Raw genomic sequence first — 17,637 nt, 5'->3', positions numbered from 1 at the left:
GCCACGCCGGTGACGGCGGTCGAGGCGAAGACGGGCGACCTGCCGGTCTTCCTCAACGGGCTGGGCACCGTCACGCCCACGCGCAGTGTGACCGTGCATTCGCGTGTCGACGGACAGCTCATGAAGGTGCACTTCAAGGAAGGCGACATCGTCAAGGAAGGCCAGTTGCTCGCCGAAATCGATCCGCGTGCGTTCCAGGTACAGGTCACCCAGATGGAGGGCCAACTCGCCCGCGACCAGGCGTTGCTCAAAAATGCGCAACTCGACCTCGCCCGTTACGAGACACTGCTCAAGCAGGATTCGATCGCCGCGCAGACGGTGGACACTCAACGTGCGCTCGTCAAGCAGTACGAAGGAACCGTCAAATCCGACGAGGGGCAGCTCGGCAACGCCCGCCTGCAACTGAACTATGCCAGCGTGATTGCGCCGGTGTCGGGGCTCGCGGGGCTGCGCCAGGTCGATCCGGGCAACATCATTCACGCGTCGGACACCAACGGCATCGTCATCATCAACGAGGTGACGCCGATTACCGTCGTCTACACGATTCCCGAGGACAACCTGTCGAAGGTCCTCAAACGCTCGCGAGACGGGGAGACGCTGCCCGTGGAAGCCTTCGACCGCGCCGGCAAGGTGAAGCTGGCCACCGGCAGGCTCGCCTCCATCGACAACCAGATCGACACGACAACCGGCACCGTCAAGCTCAAGGCCGAATTCGCCAATCGCGACGGCTTGTTGTTTCCGAACCAGTTCGTCAACGTGAAGATGCTCGTCGACACGCTCAAGGGCGCCACGCTGATTCCGAGCGCCGCGGTACAGCGCGGCACGCAGGGCAGTTTCGTCTACACGGTACAGCCGGATCAGACGGTCAAGCTCAAGACCGTGAAGCTCGGACCGACCGACGGCACCAACGTCGCGGTGGAGTCTGGCATCGCGCCCGGCGAGAAGCTCGTGATCGACGGCATGGACAAGCTGCGCGACGGCGCCAAGGTCGAGGTGATCACGGCCGCGAGCCGTGCGGCGGCCGTTGCGCCGCCCGCGCCGGGGGACAAGCGCAACGGCGGTCATCGCCGTCCGGCGCAATAGGGCGGTCTCGCGTGACGTCGCACGACCTCCCGCGTCCACGCCTCGCCCACGTTTGGCCCACGGCCCCCCAGAGACGCCCTTCGACGTAGCCAATGAATCCGTCCCGCCCGTTTATTCTCCGACCGGTCGCCACCTCGTTGCTGATGGTGGCGATCCTGCTTGCCGGTTTCGTCGCGTACCGGCTGTTGCCGCTCTCGGCATTGCCGGAAGTCGACTATCCGACCATTCAGGTGGTCACGCTCTATCCGGGCGCCAGCCCGGACGTGATGACCTCGTCGGTGACGGCCCCGCTGGAGCGTCAGTTCGGCCAGATGCCGGGCCTGAACCAGATGTCGTCGACCAGTTCGGGCGGCGCGTCGGTGATCACGCTGCAGTTCTCGCTCAATCTCGGGCTCGACGTTGCCGAGCAGGAAGTGCAGGCCGCGATCAACAGCGCCAGCAATCTGCTGCCCACCGATCTGCCGATGCCGCCGATCTACAGCAAGGTCAATCCGGCCGATACGCCGATCCTGACGCTGGCGATCATGTCGAAGACCCTGCCGCTGCCCAAGCTCGAAGATCTGGTCGACACACGTGTGGCGCAGAAGATTTCGCAATTGCCCGGCATCGGTCTGGTGAGCCTCTCGGGTGGCCAACGCCCGGCGGTGCGCATTCAGGTCAATCCCCGCGCGATTACGTCGTACGGGCTGAGTATCGAGGACGTTCGCACGTCCATCGCGGCGGCCAACGTCAACCAGGCGAAGGGCAGTTTCGACGGTCCGCTGCGTGCCTCGACCATCGACGCCAACGACCAGCTCGCGTCGGCCGACGAGTACCGCAACCTGGTCATCGCGTACAAGAACGGTGGCCCGATCCGTCTTTCCGATGTCGCCGACGTCATCGATGGCGCCGAGAACACCAAGCTTGCCGCATGGGCGGATACCGCGCCGGCCATCGTGCTCAACGTGCAGCGTCAGCCGGGCGCCAATGTGATCGAGACAGTCAATCGGGTCAAGGCGTTGCTGCCGCAGTTGCAGGCCTCGCTGCCCGGCAGCATCGACGTGAAGTTGCTGACCGACCGCACAACGACGATCCGCGCCTCGGTCTCCGACGTGCAGTTCGAACTCCTGCTCGCGGTGGCCCTGGTGGTCATGGTGATTTTCCTGTTCCTGCGCAACGTCTCGGCGACGATCATCCCAAGCGTGGCCGTCCCGCTCTCGCTCGTCGGCACGTTCGGCGTGATGTACCTGGCCGGCTTCTCGATCAACAACCTCACGCTCATGGCGCTTACCATCGCGACCGGCTTCGTGGTCGACGACGCGATCGTGATGATCGAGAACATCGCGCGTTACATGGAGCAGGGGGAAAAGCCGCTGCAGGCGGCGCTCAAGGGCGCGGAACAGATCGGCTTCACCATCATTTCGCTCACGTTCTCGCTGATCGCCGTGCTCATTCCGCTGCTGTTCATGGGCGACGTTGTCGGCCGCCTGTTCCGCGAGTTCGCGATCACGCTGGCGGTGTCGATCCTGATCTCGGCTGTGGTGTCGCTCACCCTCACGCCGATGATGTGCGCGAAGCTGCTGCGTCACGTGCCCGAAGAGAAGCAGGGCAAGTTCTACCGCAAGACCGGCGAGATATTCGACCGCATCATCGCGAAGTACGGCGAGTGGCTCTCATGGGTGCTCGATCGTCAAACGGCCACGCTGCTCGTTGCGCTCGGCACGCTTGTGCTCACGGTGCTGCTGTATCTGTGGGTGCCGAAGGGCTTCTTCCCGGTGCAGGACACGGGGGTGATCCAGGGGATTTCCGAAGCGCCGCAGTCGATCTCGTTCGCGGCAATGGGCGAGCGCCAGCAGGCATTGGTCGCCGCCGTGCTCAAGGACCCGGCCGTCGAATCGGTGTCGTCGTTCATCGGCGTGGATGGGGTGAACACCACGCTCAACAGCGGGCGGCTGCTCATCAATCTGAAGGACAAGGCCGTGCGCGGACTCGACGCCTCGGCGGTGATCCGCCGCATCCAGCCCGAGGTGGCGAACGTGCCCGGCATCGCGCTCTATATGCAGCCGGTGCAGGATCTGACCATCGAAGACCGCATCAGCCGAACGCAATATCAGTTCACGCTGCAGGATCCGAGTCTCGATACGCTCGGCATCTGGGTGCCAAAGCTCGTCGACAAGCTGCAACACGTACCGCAACTGGCCGACGTGACGAGCGACCTGCAAGTCAATGGCTTGCAGGCTTACGTGGACATCGATCGCGACACGGCGAGCCGCCTGGGCGTGACGCCGGCGGCCGTCGACCAGACGCTCTACAGCGCGTTCGGCCAGCGACTGATTTCGACGATCTACACGCAGGCGTCGCAGTACCGCGTGGTGCTCGAAGTGGGTAACGATTTCCAGCGCGGCCCCGACGCGCTGAAGGGCATTTACGTTGCGTCGACCTCGGGGGTGCAAGTGCCGCTGACATCGTTCGCGAAGATCGTGGAGAAGCCCACCCCGCTGGCCATCAACCACCAGGCCCAGTTCCCGGCCGCCACGATCTCGTTCAACCTCGCCAAGGGCGCATCGCTCGGCGATGCCGTGAAGGCGATTACCGCGGCCGAGGCGTCCATCGGCCTGCCGGTGAGCACGCAGACGACCTTCCAGGGTGCGGCGCAGGCGTTCCAGGCGTCGCTCTCGAACACGCTGTGGCTGATTCTCGCGGCGGTCGTGACGATGTACATCGTGCTGGGGGTGCTCTACGAGAGCTACATCCATCCGATCACGATCCTGTCGACGCTGCCCTCGGCCGGTGTCGGTGCGCTGCTCGCCCTGATGGTCTCGGGCAACGACATCAGCATCATCGCGATCATCGGCATCATCCTGCTGATCGGCATCGTGAAGAAGAACGCCATCATGATGATCGACTTCGCGCTCGAGGCGGAGCGTGAACGCGGCATGGCGCCGCGCGAGGCGATCTATCAGGCCTGTCTGCTGCGTTTTCGGCCAATCCTGATGACGACGATGGCCGCTGTGCTGGGGGCGCTGCCGCTCATGCTTGGCTCGGGCGTGGGGTCCGAGTTGCGGCAGCCGCTCGGGATCACCATGGTGGGCGGGCTGATGGTCAGTCAGGTGCTCACCCTCTTTACCACGCCCGTGATCTACCTGTGGTTCGACCGCTTGGCCGCACGGGCGCGCGCCTGGCGCGATCGGCGTTTCGGTACCTCGGGGCCGCCGGACGATCCGGGGCGCGGCGATCATGGCACGCCGGGCGGCGGCAGTGACGGCCCGGCCACCACAGGCGGCCCAGCGCGATGAACCTGTCGGCTGTCTTCATCAAGCGCTCGGTCGCGACCGTTCTGCTCACCATCGGGGTGACGCTGGCGGGCATCGTCGCGTTCGGGTTGCTGCCCGTCTCGCCGCTGCCGCAGGTCGATTTTCCGACGATCTCCGTTACGGCGTCGCTACCCGGCGCGAGTCCCGAGACGATGGCCGCGAGCGTGGCCACGCCGCTGGAGCGCTCGCTCGGCCGGATTGCCGGGGTGACGGAAATGACGTCGAACAGCACGCTGGGCTCGACCCGCATCACGCTGCAGTTCGATCTCTCGCGCGATATCAACGGCGCGGCGCGCGACGTGCAGGCGGCGATCAACGCCGCGCGCAGTCTGCTGCCGTCGGGCCTGCCGAGCAATCCGACCTATCGCAAGGTGAATCCCGCGAGCGCACCGGTGATGATTCTTGCGCTGACGTCGGACAGCATGACGCGCGGGCAGATGTACGACTCCGCGTCGACCATCCTCGCGCAGAAGATCTCTCAGCTCGACGGCGTAGGCGATGTCACCGTGGGCGGCAGTTCGCTGCCGGCGGTGCGGGTCGAACTCAACCCGACGGCACTCAACAAGTACCAGATTCCGCTCGAGACGGTGCGCACGACGATTCAGGCCGCCAACGCAAACCGCCCGAAGGGTGCGCTCGAAGACGGCGATCAGCGCTGGCAGATTCTCGCCAACGATCAGGCGAAGACGGCCAAGGACTATCTGCCGGTCGTCGTCAGCTATCGGGACGGCCGTCCGGTGCGCCTGTCCGATGTCGCCGACGTGGTCGATTCGGTGCAGGACTTGCGCAACGCCGGGTCGGCCAATGGCAAGCCGTCGGTGGTGCTCATCATCACGACGCAGCCCGGCGCGAACATCATCAAGACGGTCGACGGCATCAACAAGATCCTGCCGGTGCTGCGCGCCTCGATCCCGGCAGCCATCAATCTCGACGTGGTGATGGACCGCACGCCGACGATCCGGGCATCCCTCAAGGAAGTCGAGCGCACGCTGCTGATTTCGATTGCGCTCGTCATCATGGTGGTGTTCCTCTTCCTGCGGAACTGGCGGGCGACGCTCATCCCGAGCGTCGCGGTGCCCGTGTCGCTGATTGGCACGTTCGGCGTGATGTACCTGTGCGGCTTCAGTCTCGACAACCTGTCGCTCATGGCGCTCACCATTGCGACGGGCTTCGTGGTCGACGACGCCATCGTGGTGCTCGAGAACATTGCCCGCCATATCGAAGATGGCCTGAGTCCGTTCGCCGCCGCGCTCAAGGGCACACGCGAAGTCGGCTTCACGGTGCTCTCGATGAGCATTTCGCTGGTGGCGGTTTTCATCCCGCTGCTGCTCATGGGCGGCATCGTGGGGCGCCTGTTCCGCGAGTTCGCCGTCACGCTCTCGGCCGCTATCCTGGTCTCGTTGGTCGTCTCGCTCACAGCGACGCCGATGATGTGCGCGCGTCTGCTCAAGGGCAAGTCTGCGCCGGGCGCTTCCGCGCCGCCGCCGCGACCATCCGTCTGGACGCGGATCGGCGGATGGACCGAGCGTATGTTCGACGGCATGCTGCGCGAATATGAGCGCTCGCTCTCGTGGGCGTTGCGCCACGGGCCGCTCATGCTGGGGATTCTGTTTGCCACGATCTGCCTGAACGTCTGGCTGTATACCGTCGTGCCGAAGGGCTTCTTCCCGCAGCAGGACACGGGGCGGATGATCGGCTTCATTCAGGCCGATCAGGCGATCTCGTTCCAGGCGATGGAAAAGAAGCTGGCCGACTTCATCAAGATCGTGCAGGCCGATCCGGACGTGTCGACCGTCACGGGCTTTACCGGCGGATCGAACCGAAACGGGGGCTTGATGTTCGTTACGCTCAAACCGTTGGGCGAGCGCAAAATCTCGGCCGATCAGGTGATTGCGCGATTGCGGGGCAAGCTGGCCAAGGAGCCTGGCGCAATGCTTTATCTGCAGTCCGTGCAGGACATTCGCGTCGGCGGGCGGGCGAGTAACGCGCAGTACCAGTACACGCTGCAGGCAGATGATCTACAGCAGTTGCGCGAGTGGGAGCCGAAGGTGCGCAATGCGCTCTCGCATCTGCCGAATCTCGTCGACGTCAACACGGACCAGCAGGACAAAGGCTTGCAGACGACGCTCGACGTCGATCGCGATCAGGCGTCCCGCCTCGGTCTGACGATGAGTCAGATCGATAGCGTGCTCAACGATGCGTTCGGGCAGCGGCAGGTCTCCACGATCTACAATCCGCTCAATCAGTACAAGGTTGTAATGGAAGTTGCGCCGCAATGGTGGCAAAGCCCCGAGTCGCTCAAGGACATTTATGTGGTGACCTCGGCGGGGGCGCAGGTGCCGCTGTCGGCATTCGCGCGGTATCGGCCGACCAATACGGCGCTGGGGGTCTCGCACCAGGGGCAATTCGCGGCGAGTACGATTTCGTTCAACCTCCCGCCGGGGATATCGCTGTCGCAGGCGCAAGCCTCGGTCCAGGACGCCGTCGGCCGGCTGGGCATGCCGACGTCGGTGCACGGCAGCTTCCAGGGCACGGCGCAGGCGTTCCAGTCGGCCTTGTCGTCGCAGCCGATACTCATCCTGACCGCGCTGCTCACGGTATATATCGTGCTCGGCGTGCTCTACGAGAGCTATATCCATCCGCTCACCATTCTGTCGACGCTGCCGTCGGCGGGGGTCGGGGCGTTGCTCGCGTTGCTGCTCTTCAATACCGAGTTCAGCATCATCGCGCTGATCGGGGTGATTCTGCTGATCGGTATCGTGAAAAAGAACGCGATCATGATGATCGACTTCGCGCTCGATGCCGAACGGCGCCAGAACATGCCGCCGCGCGAGGCCATCTACCACGCGTGCGTGCTGCGCTTTCGCCCGATCATGATGACGACGATGGCCGCCATGCTCGGTGCGATTCCGCTTGCGTTGGGCACGGGTGATGGGGCGGAGCTGCGTCAGCCGTTGGGGATTTCCATCGTGGGCGGCCTGCTCGTGAGCCAGGTGCTCACGCTTTATACGACGCCGGTGGTGTACCTCTATCTCGATCGCTTGCGGCTGCGCTGGGCGCGATGGCGTGCGCGTGGTCAACGCGGCCAGGGCGACGTCGGGGAGGTGGGGCATGGCTGATGCCGCGCGCTGCCTGCACCGTGCGCGTCCGTGGGCGTCGCGTCCCGGAGCGTCTTTTGAAACTTCTGTTCTGGCCGAAGGGCCGATGCGTGCCATGTCCCGTAACCTGAATCGTCAAGTCGCCACCGCTGGATCTCATCCGCCCGCTGCAGCCGCAGCGGTTGCGCTGCAAGGGCGAGGCGCGAGGACGCCGCCGCGCATGCGTCGCGCCGCCACGTGGCTTGCGGCAAGCGCCGTACTGTGGCTCGCGGGCTGCGCGGTGGGGCCGGACTATGTGCGTCCAGCCATCGACACGCCGGCCGCGTTCAAGGAGACGGGGGACTGGAAGCTCGCCGAGCCCAGCGATGCGGCGTCCAAGGGCGAGTGGTGGGCGATCTATCAGGACCCGGTGCTCGCCGACCTGATGGCGCAGGTCAACGTCGACAATCAGAACATCAAGGTTGCCGAGGCCAACTATCGGCAAGCGCTGGCCGTGGCCTCGCAGGCGCGCTCTGCCTTCTTTCCGACGATCGGCGCCGACGCCGGTCTCACACGCGCCAGCTCGCGCGTGAGCAGCTCGGCGGTGAGCGGATCGGGGGCGGGCGGGATCTCGAACAGCTACAGCCTGTCGGGCACGGCGAGCTGGGAACCGGACATCTGGGGTAGCGTGCGCCGCTCGGTCGAGGCCGGCAACGCGAGCGCCGAGGCGAGCGAGGCGGATCTGGCCAATGCACGTCTGTCGGCGCAGGCGCTGCTCGCCCAGAACTACTTCGACCTGCGGGTAACGGACGCTCAGAGGGCGCTGCTCGACCGTACGGTTGCGGCATACGAGCAAACGCTCAAGCTCACGCAGAATCAATACGCCGTCGGTGTGGCGCAGCGCTCCGACGTGATTCAGGCGCAGACGCAATTGCAATCGGCGCAGGCCTCGGCGCTCGATATCGAGGTGACGCGCGCTCAACTGGAGCATGCGATCGCGCTGCTTGTCGGCAAGGCGCCGGCGACGTTCTCGCTTACGCCGATGCCGCTGCGCGCCGCGTTGCCGATGGCGCCGGTGAGCCTGCCGTCGACCTTGCTGGAACGGCGACCCGATATTGCGGCGGCCGAGCGCTCGGTGGCGGCGGCGAACGCGAAGATCGGCGTCGCCAAGGCGGCCTTCTTCCCGACCCTTACGCTCTCGGCGACGGGCGGTTTCCAAAGCAGCAGCTTCGCCGACTGGCTGACGCTGCCGAGCCGCTTCTGGTCGGTCGGTCCGGCGTTGGCGGCCACGCTCTTCGACGGCGGCCTGCGTCGTGCGCAGACCGACGCGGCCATCGCGGCGTACGACGCACAGGTCGCGACCTACCGTCAGACGGTGCTCACGGCATTCCAGTCGGTCGAAGACAACCTCGCCGCGCTGAACTATCTGGGCCGTGAGGCTGCCGTGCAGAACCAGGCGGTGCAGTCGTCGCGCGAGGCGCTGCAACTCATCCTCAATCAGTACAAGGCGGGCACTGTCGGGTTCCAGAACGTGTTGACGGCGCAGACGACGGCGTACACCACGGAGCGTACGGCGCTGACGATTCTCGGCCGTCAGTTCACGGCCAACGTGCTGCTCGTGACCGCGCTCGGCGGCGGCTGGCATGGTTTGTCGTCCGCGGGCGAGAACCCTGGTGCGTCGCAGGCGGTGAAGGCGTCCGCGAACGCCAGCTCCGCCGATGGCCGCGACGGGCAGAAGTAACGCGCCTAATGTGCGTAACGTGCATAACGCGCGTAACGTGCGTAACGCGCCGTCCGAACCGCCTCGTCAGCGCCCGGTCGAGGTGTTCGCGACCGGGGCACACCCTCGGAATGTCCCCCTGCGCCAACTACGCATATTCCGACGCGCACAACGAGCCGATCACTAAATCGGGCGTTGGTGTTTAAGGTAATTCCGAACTTCGAGATTGGAATGTCGGAAGCGCTCACCGCGAATCGTCCGAATACCGGTAACGCGAGTAGCACAGACTGTGCTGCCGGACGTCTGAGCAATTTCACCTCCGGGCGAGTCCCGTCAAGCAGTTAGGCCGCAGTACCCGCTCTATCGGGCAGCATGCGGGCCGCGCGCGCATTGACCACACCGCGTGGCAAGGCGGCCCATGCGCATCGTCTATGTGACGTTTCCCAGCCGGTCGAGAGGATCCCTTTTTGCCAGAATGGACTCGCTTCGCGGCAATGGCAGGCGCGAAGCACCGTACGTGTCGTGCGGCGATGACGGTGCTGCCAGATGACGAATAAGGGGAGGGGGCAACGATGACGATCAATGTCGTGGTCGCGGACGACCATCCGATTGTGCGGTATGGAATACGACGTCTGCTCGAAGAGCGGGAAATGATTCATCTGGTCGGCGAGGCGGCCAATTCGTCAGAACTCGTGAATTTGCTGGCCAAGGCGCCATGCGACATTCTCGTGACCGATTTTTCAATGCCAGGGGGAAATTTCAAGGACGGCCTGTTTCTGATCGGATATGTGCGCCGATATTTCCCGAACATCAAGATCATCGTTGTCACGATGCTGGAAAATCTGGCGATTCTTCGTGGCATGCTCAAGCTCGGTGTGCATTCGATTCTCTCCAAGCTCGACGAGCAGAGTTCGATTGCCGATATCGTGTGCGTGGTCGCGGACGGCAGCCGCTATATTCCGGCGGGACTGGCGACGCGCCTGCACGACTCGGTGGTCGACGACACCGAGATCGATGCGTCGAAGCTCTCGGGTCGCGAAGTGGAAGTGGTGCGGCTGTTCGTTTCCGGGCTCACCATCAGCGAAATCGCATTCCAGCTCAGTCGCAGCGTCAAGACGGTCAGCTCACAGAAGACCAACGCCATGCGCAAACTCGGGCTGGACCGCGACGTCGACCTCTATCACTACGCCACGCGCACGGGCATCGCCTGACGGAATCGTTGAACCCGCCGGCGAAGGGGGCGGCGGGGCCGCGATGCCCCGCGCGCGGTCAGGCCGGCAGGCGAATGGCTCGCATATCGCGCAGGATCAACTCGCCCGCCCGGAGCATCTGTTTGAGCTGATGCACCACCTGCTTGATTTCCTGGACGTGGGCCTCCGGCGTGTCCGATTGCTGCTCCTGGGCGACGACCAGCGCGTCGAGGCGCCGCGTGTAGTCGCGCATCGCTTCGCTCGCGGCCTGCGCATCCGTTGGCACCGAGGCGGCCGGGGCCGCCACGGCCTGAGAAAGCAGATCGCTGATCGCGGAGACGACCTGCGCCAGCTCGCCGCTCTTGTCCGCTGCAATCTGACGCGGCAGCACGTCCGACATCCCCGTGATGTACGACGCCATCACATGGTTCTGCACCAGCAGATCGTTGAGCTCCCCGACCGAGACCTGTTTGGACTTGGGCTCGAGCATCATGCGCCTGAAGGCCGCGCCGAAATTTCCGAACGCAATGTGCATGTCCTTGCGCGCCATGCGATAGGCGAGCTCGTCGCGCTTGCCGTCGCGGCCGGTGCACGATTCCAGGTACGCGCGCGTCGACTGCACCGCCTGCCGGATGAGAGGCCCCATCAGGCGGTATTCCCAGTACGGGAAAAGATAGGAGCACACCAGCGCCACGGCGGAGCCGATCAGCGTGTCGATCGCGCGCTCCCCGATCACCGACAGCGACCCGGGGAGCAGGAAGTGGAACAGCAACAGCACGTAGGACGACATGAATACGACCGACAGGCCGTAATTGAACAGCGACAGGCTGTTGCCCATGACCATGCAGAAGAACATGAGGGCGAGCAGCACCCACGCCTTGTGCACGAAGGCCAGAATGATCAGCACGCTTACGCATCCCACCAGCGTGCCGGTCAGACGTTGCGCGTTCTTCTGTTTGGTCAGGCTGAAACCGGGCTTCAGAATCACGATGATCGTGAGCAACACCCAGTAACTGTGGGCCTGCCCGGCGAGCAGCGACCAGTTCTCGCAAATGATCATTCCGGCCGTGATGGCGATCGTCACCCGCAAGGCATGGCGAAAGCTCGGTGACGAAAAAGTCAGATTCTTCCAGAGCAATTTCGGAGAATAGCTCTGTCGTGAGGTGAAGCGCACGAGCGCCTGATCGATCTGGACTTCGGTGGCCGACCCTGCCGTGGCGAGATTCGTGTTGCGGTGCATGCGTTCCACGACACGTGTGCTGCTCCAGACGCGGCGGAAGGTGCTCGTCAGCGCCTGATAGGCTTCGGGCGCGCGCTGCGGCAACGACTGCTTGCGCATCAGCTCGATCTCGTACTCGATGGCCCGCAATTCCGCGCGCCAACTGCGCTGCGCCCGCGATGGTTCGTTGGTGGCGATGGCGTAGCCGATGGCATCGACTTCGTTGGCGATCTTTCGGATCATGTCGCGGAAGAACAGGAGCACGTCATGGTCGGCGAACTCCCGGCGCAGCATCGGGTAATCGGTGTGCACCGACACCACGACCTCATGCAGGTCGACGATGTTGATGAACAGGTTGAACAGCATCGTGCGGCGCGGCTCCAGCGTGCCGGTGCGCAGGCGGGGCAGGTTGCGCAGAATGATCTCGCGCGCCGCCTGCTGCTTTTCCACGACGTTGACCTGCGCGGCGATCAGTCGCCGGTAGCATTCGTCGATGTCGGTCGACGTGTCGTAGAACGCCGCCTTGGCTTCGAGATACTGCGCCGTGACGAAGAAACACTCGGCCAGCGTCTGCTGTTCGATGCGAAACCACCAGACGCGGCAGACGACGAGGCTGAAGTAGGTGTACCAGAGGCCGCCCGCGAGCACGGCGCCGGCATCGAGCACGGCCTGATGCCGGGTGAGATCGCCCTCGACGTTGAGCACCATCATCATCAGGCAGGCGAAGCTCACGAGCGACGCGCGATAGCCGTAGATCACGAGCATCGACAGGCCGAACGTCAGGGTTAGCGACGTGATCCAGAGCTGCCACGGTTGCGCGGCGGTGGCCATGCCGGTGATCAGTACCGTAAGGGCGCCGAGCAGCGTGCAACTGAGCAGCTCCGCGTGCTTGTGACGCAGCGGTCCGTTGATGTCGACCACGCTCGCGCACAGCGCCCCCGAGGCGACCTCGATGCCGAGCAGGTGCTGGTCCATCCCCCAGAACAGCACGAGCGCCGGCAACACGACCCCCAACGCCTGACGGGTGCCGGTGAAAAAGTAATGGCTGAAGAGGAATTTCTTGATATCGGTCTGGTAGTCCATGCGTCGGGTGCGAGGGTTCCGCAGCAAAGCCGGCCGCGCGGCGGGGGGAGGGCGCGGTGCAGACAGAGTCTAGCCGAAGCCCCGCGTGGCGCGAAGAGGGGATGCCGCCGGTGACGGCCCACATGCCGACGGACCGGTAACGGCGCCTGACGCTGCCGTCACTCATGTCGGGGCAAGTTTTCGGATCTGCCCGATGGGCTTCGCGAGGAGGCTTTTGTTATGCTTGCGAACAGACTCGCTCAGCCGCCACGCCCGCATGCTCCACCTATTCTTTTCCAACCGGTTCACCACCCTTGAAGCCGCCCTGTTGCGCGATCTCGCCCAGGCGCCCGGCAGCACGGGGAAAGCCGGTAATCCGTTCGAGACGGAAACCATCGTCGTGCCAAGTGTGGCCGTGCGGCGCCGGCTCGAACTGGACTATGCCGATGTGTTCGGCGTGTGTGCCAACGTTCGTCTGACCTATCTCGCCCAGTGGCTGTGGGACATGGCGGGGCAACTGGTCACGGTGCCCGAGAGTTCGCCGTTTGCGCCGGACCGGCTTGTCTGGCCGCTGTATCAGTGCCTCGCCCAGCCGTGGGGGGACGCCTCGCCGCGACTGGCGGGCTATCTGACGGGCGCGGACGATGTCATGCGCTTCGAATTGGCCGACCGACTGGCGCATCTCTACGACCAATATCTGACCTATCGGCCGAACTGGCTTGAGCGGTGGCAATCCGGGGAGACGATCGCGCCGGGCGCCGCCACGGGCTGGGGTGAGACGCAGCGTGCCGACGAAGTGTGGCAGAGCGCCTTGTGGCGGCAGGTGTTGGCGCATCTGGAGATTCGCGAGCGTCACCCAACGTTGCGGGCCATCGACCGGATCGAGGCGTTGACGCCGCAGACGGTGCCTGCCGGATGGCCGTCACGCGTGTCGGTGTTCGCGCTGTCGTCGATGCCGCCGCTTTCGATGGCGCTGCTCAAGGCGATGTCTCGTCTGATCGAGGTGCACCTGTATGTCCTGAATCCGTGTGAGAGCTATTGGTTTGACATCGTGTCGCCGTCACGACTGTCGTATCTGGCGCGGCGCGATGGGGGGGCGCACCGGGAAGTGGGGCATCCGTTGCTCGCCGAATGGGGGCGCCAGACGCAGTCGCATATCGATGCGCTGTATGCCGACCTCGCACCGCAGGCGGTGGAGGACCGGGCGCTGTTCCAGCCCAATCCCGCACCGACGCTGCTCGCCGCCCTGCAAAACGGCATTCTCACGTTGGACGATGGCCGTCACGGCGCGCCCGATGGCGTGAGCGTCGACGGGTCGGTGCAGGTGCATGTGTGCCACAGCCTGGCGCGTCAGATCGAAGTGCTGCATGACCGGTTGTTGGCGTGCTTCGACGAGATTCCCGATTTGCGTCCCGATGATGTGCTCGTAACCGTGCCGGATCTGGGGCGCGCGGCCCCGCTGATCGACGCCGTGTTTGGTACCGCGACACCTCGCATTCCTTATCTGGTGACGGGGTTGCCGCCGACGCGGACCAACCCCGTCGCGCGGGCGTTCGCCGCCATCCTGGCCTTGGCGCAGCAGCGGGTGGCGGTGTCGAGTCTGGTGGAACTGGCACGCACGGAGGCCATCGCACAACGCTACGATCTCGGCGGCAATGCGCTCGACACCGTTCAAAACTGGTTGCATGCCGCCGGTGCACGACGCGGCTGGCGCGGTGATGCCCTGCTGCGGCTCGACGCGCCGCAGGCGTGCGCGCCGACCGGGGCCGATGTCTCGCCGGCGTTGGAGCGGCACACCCTGGGCGATGCGATGATGCGGCTGTTTCTCGGCTACGCCTTGCCTGATGACGCCTTGCCGGTCGACGATTGGCTACCGGTTGGGGGAATCGAGGGCGGCCGTGCCGAATGGCTCGGGCAGCTGGCGCGGCTCGTCGACGATCTCGATGCCACCGCCGTCACGCTGCAAACGATGCGCACGGGGCTCGCGTGGCGCGATCAGCTGCTGGCGATGCTGGAACAGTTCTTTTCCGACGAGCCTCGTTTTGCCGACGATGTTGCCGAGGTGCGCGTGGCCATCGAACAGATCGGCTCGGCTATCGCTGATGGAGCGCCCGAAGTGCGGGTACCGGTTGACGTGGTGGCGCGCGTGCTGGCCAATGCCCTCGACGATCCGACGCGTGGCGGCGTGCCATCGGGGCGTGTGACGTTTGCGGCGATCCCCAGCCTGCGCCTGCTGCCGTACCGCGTGGTGTGCATGATCGGCATGGACGACGGGGTGCTGCCGGGACGCGTGCGCGCCGACGAATTCGACCTCATGCGCGCGTTGCCGCAACGTGGCGATCGCCAGCGGCGCGACGACGAGCGCAATCTTTTCCTCGATCTGATGTTGAGTGCGCAGGACCGGTTCCTGATCACCTACACGGGCCGAAGCGTGCGCGATAATGCGCCGCTGCCGCCATCGACGGCTGTGGACGAATTGCTTGACTTCGCCGGGCAGTTGCTCGCACCGGTGTCCCAGGGGTACTGCCTCGACGATCAGCGCGAAGCCCGCGAGCGGCTTGCGGTGTCGCATCCGCTTCAACCGTTTTCTCCTGCGTATTTCGATGGGCACGACCCGTCGCTCTACAGCTACGACGTGGCCAATGCCGAGGCGGCGCAGCAATTGGCGGATCAACTGGCGTCCCCCACACCGAATGCCCGCGCCGCGCCATTCGTGCGTGAACCGTTGCCCGCTGTCGTACAAACCCATTTGACGTTGGACGACCTGCTGCGTTTCTGGCGTCATCCCGGAAGAGCGTGGGCGCGTGACCGGCTGGGACTCTCGCTCGGCGAACTGCTCACGGAGGTCGACGACGAAGAGCCGTTCATGCTCGACTGGGCCGGACGCGATGCGCTGGCGGCGCGTCTGCTGCCGCGCCTGATGCGCCACGACGCACGCGACGCCCGCGCGCATGCCGACGCCATTGAGCGTATTGCGAAGGTCAGTCACGAGTTGCCGGGCGGGGCGACCGGTGCCGTCTGGCGCCGCAGAGCGTTGGGCGGCCTGCGCGCGCTGGCGTCGCAGGTGCGAGACGCGCAGGCGGAAGGCACGCAGGAGCTGCTGGTGACGCTGCCTTTGACGCCGGCGCTGCCGCCGTCATGGCGCGAATCGACGCAGGCCGCCTGGCATGGCGATGCCACGTTGCGCGCAGCCTGCCTGTTGCAGGGACGCTTGGCCCCGGTGTCGCGCTATGGACTGGTCATGTATCGATTCGGCAGCCAGCGTCCGAGCGATCTGCTTGCCGCATGGCTGGCCCATCTGGCGCTTTGTGCGCATCTCCAGCAGCCCGAGCACGCAGGACTGGACGTAGCCGCCAGAACGCTCTGGTACGGCGAAGACGAGACATTCGCGTTGCGGCCGGTGGAAGACGCGGCGACGCTGTTGGGGCAATGGGTGGCGCTGTACCGCCTCGGGCAGACGCGGCCGTTGCCATTCTTTACGCGAAGCGCGTGGAAGTTGGCGAGTACCGGCAAGCCGGGCGAGGCGCAAGGTGCGTGGCTCGGTTCGGCATTCGCTCGGGGCGACGCGGACGACCCGTACACGCGACTGATCTGGCGCGGCGTGGACGATCCGCTGGCGCCGCCGTTCGATTCTCTTGCCAATCTATTGCTCGGCCCTCTGGTGCAACACCTTGACGTGGCGGAGGGCGCATGACGCAGCTCATCGACCTCGACGTCTTCAGTTGCGATCTCGACGGCGTTTGCCTGATCGAAGCGTCGGCCGGCACTGGCAAGACCTGGAACATCTGCGCGCTGTACGTGCGGTTGCTGCTCGAGAAGCGATTGACGGTCGAGCAGATTCTTGTCGTCACCTTCACCAACGCGGCCACGGCCGAGCTGCGTGAGCGGATTCGCGCACGGCTGGCTGCGTTGGTGGCTGCGATGGCGCCGGTCTTCGAGGAGGACGAGAACGACGATATCGTCGACTTCGATCCGGACGCCAGCGACGATCCGTTGTTCAATGTCATGATCGCGGGGTTGATCGAGCGCGGTGACGTGACACCGAAGGCCATTCGCGATTGCTTGCAAACGGCATTGCGCGGCTTCGATCAGGCCTCGATTCACACCATTCACGGGTTTTGCCAACGTGCTCTGGCGGAGGTGCCGTTTGCGGCCGGATTGCCGTTCGCCTACGAGCTGGTGCCGGACGACAATGGCGTGCGGCACGATCTCGCGGTCGAATTCTGGCGCCGTGTGGTCGAACCGCTGGCAGCGCAGGACGACGGCTTCGCCGCGTGGCTGGTCGATGCGAAACGCTCGCCCGGCACGCTCACCGACCAGTTGGCGCGTCGGCTGAAGAAACCCATGTCGGAATTGCGCTGGCCGTCGGCGGTCGAGTCAGACGCTCAAGCGTCGTCGGACCCGGGATGGTTCGCGACCTACGCAGCGGCCTGCGAGTGCTGGGACGCCGAGGCCGCGGCAATTACCGATCTGATGCGCGCGGCGTTGCCGTCGTACAAGAAAAACATTTACGACGCGGTATCGCTTGCGCAAGCCGTATCGGCCTGGGCGCGCTATCTTGGCGCGCGCGATGCCGGGGCGCCGTTGAGTCCGAAGGCGGAATTGCTGACCACCACGCGCCTCGCCAAGGACATCAAAAAGGGCGAAACGCCGCCCGATCACCGGTTTTTCGGCATGGCCGATGCGCTGGTGCAAGCGCGCGCCGACGCGCACGAGCGTTACGCGATTCAGTGGCTGCGGATGCTGCGCGAGTGGCTGATGCAAGCCCCGGACCAGTTGGCGCTTCGCAAGCGCGAGTTGCGGGTGGTGTCGTTCGACGACCTGCTTGGCAATATTGCACGGGCACTGAACCAGCACCCCGATCTGGCCGAGGCCTTGCGCGAGCGATACCCCTGCGCACTGATCGACGAGTTCCAGGACACCGATCCGCTGCAGTTCGACATTTTCAGCGCCGTGTACGGTCGGCGGGAGACGGCCGCATCGAACGTCGGGC

Annotated in this window: 8 protein-coding genes; 7 read left to right on the top strand and 1 reads right to left on the bottom strand. The window is 64.9% G+C overall.

All coding sequences use genetic code 11. The features are described from left to right. The 5 genes from BGP02_RS17485 to BGP02_RS17465 all read left to right on the top strand — a co-directional run. The coding region (locus BGP02_RS17485) for an MdtA/MuxA family multidrug efflux RND transporter periplasmic adaptor subunit (protein WP_286798920.1) at positions 1 to 1,083 on the top strand (1,083 nt) is incomplete at its 5' end. Between the two features lie 92 nt (positions 1,084 to 1,175). Continuing rightward, positions 1,176 to 4,358, top strand: coding sequence for an MdtB/MuxB family multidrug efflux RND transporter permease subunit (locus BGP02_RS17480; RefSeq protein ID WP_286798919.1), 3,183 nt, complete (start codon positions 1,176 to 1,178; stop codon positions 4,356 to 4,358). Beyond that, complete coding sequence (locus BGP02_RS17475) at positions 4,355 to 7,495, top strand: multidrug efflux RND transporter permease subunit (RefSeq protein WP_286798918.1); 3,141 nt, start codon at positions 4,355 to 4,357, stop codon at positions 7,493 to 7,495. The genes BGP02_RS17480 and BGP02_RS17475 overlap by 4 nt, the downstream gene beginning before the upstream one ends. Positions 7,496 to 7,694: 199 nt before the next feature. Continuing rightward, positions 7,695 to 9,194, top strand: a complete 1,500-nt coding sequence (locus BGP02_RS17470) for an efflux transporter outer membrane subunit (protein WP_286798917.1) — start codon at positions 7,695 to 7,697, stop codon at positions 9,192 to 9,194. Positions 9,195 to 9,745: 551 nt separating this feature from the next. After that, positions 9,746 to 10,384, top strand: a complete 639-nt coding sequence (locus tag BGP02_RS17465) for a response regulator (protein ID WP_017232830.1) — start codon at positions 9,746 to 9,748, stop codon at positions 10,382 to 10,384. A 58-nt stretch (positions 10,385 to 10,442) separates the two neighbouring features. On the opposite strand, the gene BGP02_RS17460 is transcribed toward BGP02_RS17465, so the two are convergent. Beyond that, positions 10,443 to 12,665 carry an FUSC family protein gene (locus BGP02_RS17460; RefSeq protein WP_017232831.1) on the bottom strand — a complete coding sequence of 741 codons (2,223 nt, stop codon included), beginning with the start codon at positions 12,663 to 12,665 and terminating at the stop codon, positions 10,443 to 10,445. A 256-nt stretch (positions 12,666 to 12,921) separates the two neighbouring features. Between BGP02_RS17460 and recC the strand changes: the two genes are divergently transcribed. Together recC and BGP02_RS17450 are read left to right on the top strand one after the other, a co-directional pair. Beyond that, on the top strand, positions 12,922 to 16,338 hold the full coding sequence (recC, locus tag BGP02_RS17455) for an exodeoxyribonuclease V subunit gamma (protein WP_286798916.1): 3,417 nt from the start codon (positions 12,922 to 12,924) through the stop codon (positions 16,336 to 16,338). After that, on the top strand, positions 16,335 to 17,637 hold a 1,303-nt coding region (locus BGP02_RS17450), incomplete at its 3' end, for a UvrD-helicase domain-containing protein (protein ID WP_353744114.1). The genes recC and BGP02_RS17450, both read left to right, overlap by 4 nt.

The organism is Pandoraea sp. 64-18 (assembly GCF_001899225.1).
Classification (GTDB): domain Bacteria; phylum Pseudomonadota; class Gammaproteobacteria; order Burkholderiales; family Burkholderiaceae; genus Pandoraea; species Pandoraea cepalis.
Note: the sequence above shows the minus strand (reverse complement) of the source record. Positions and strands in the feature narration are given on the sequence as shown.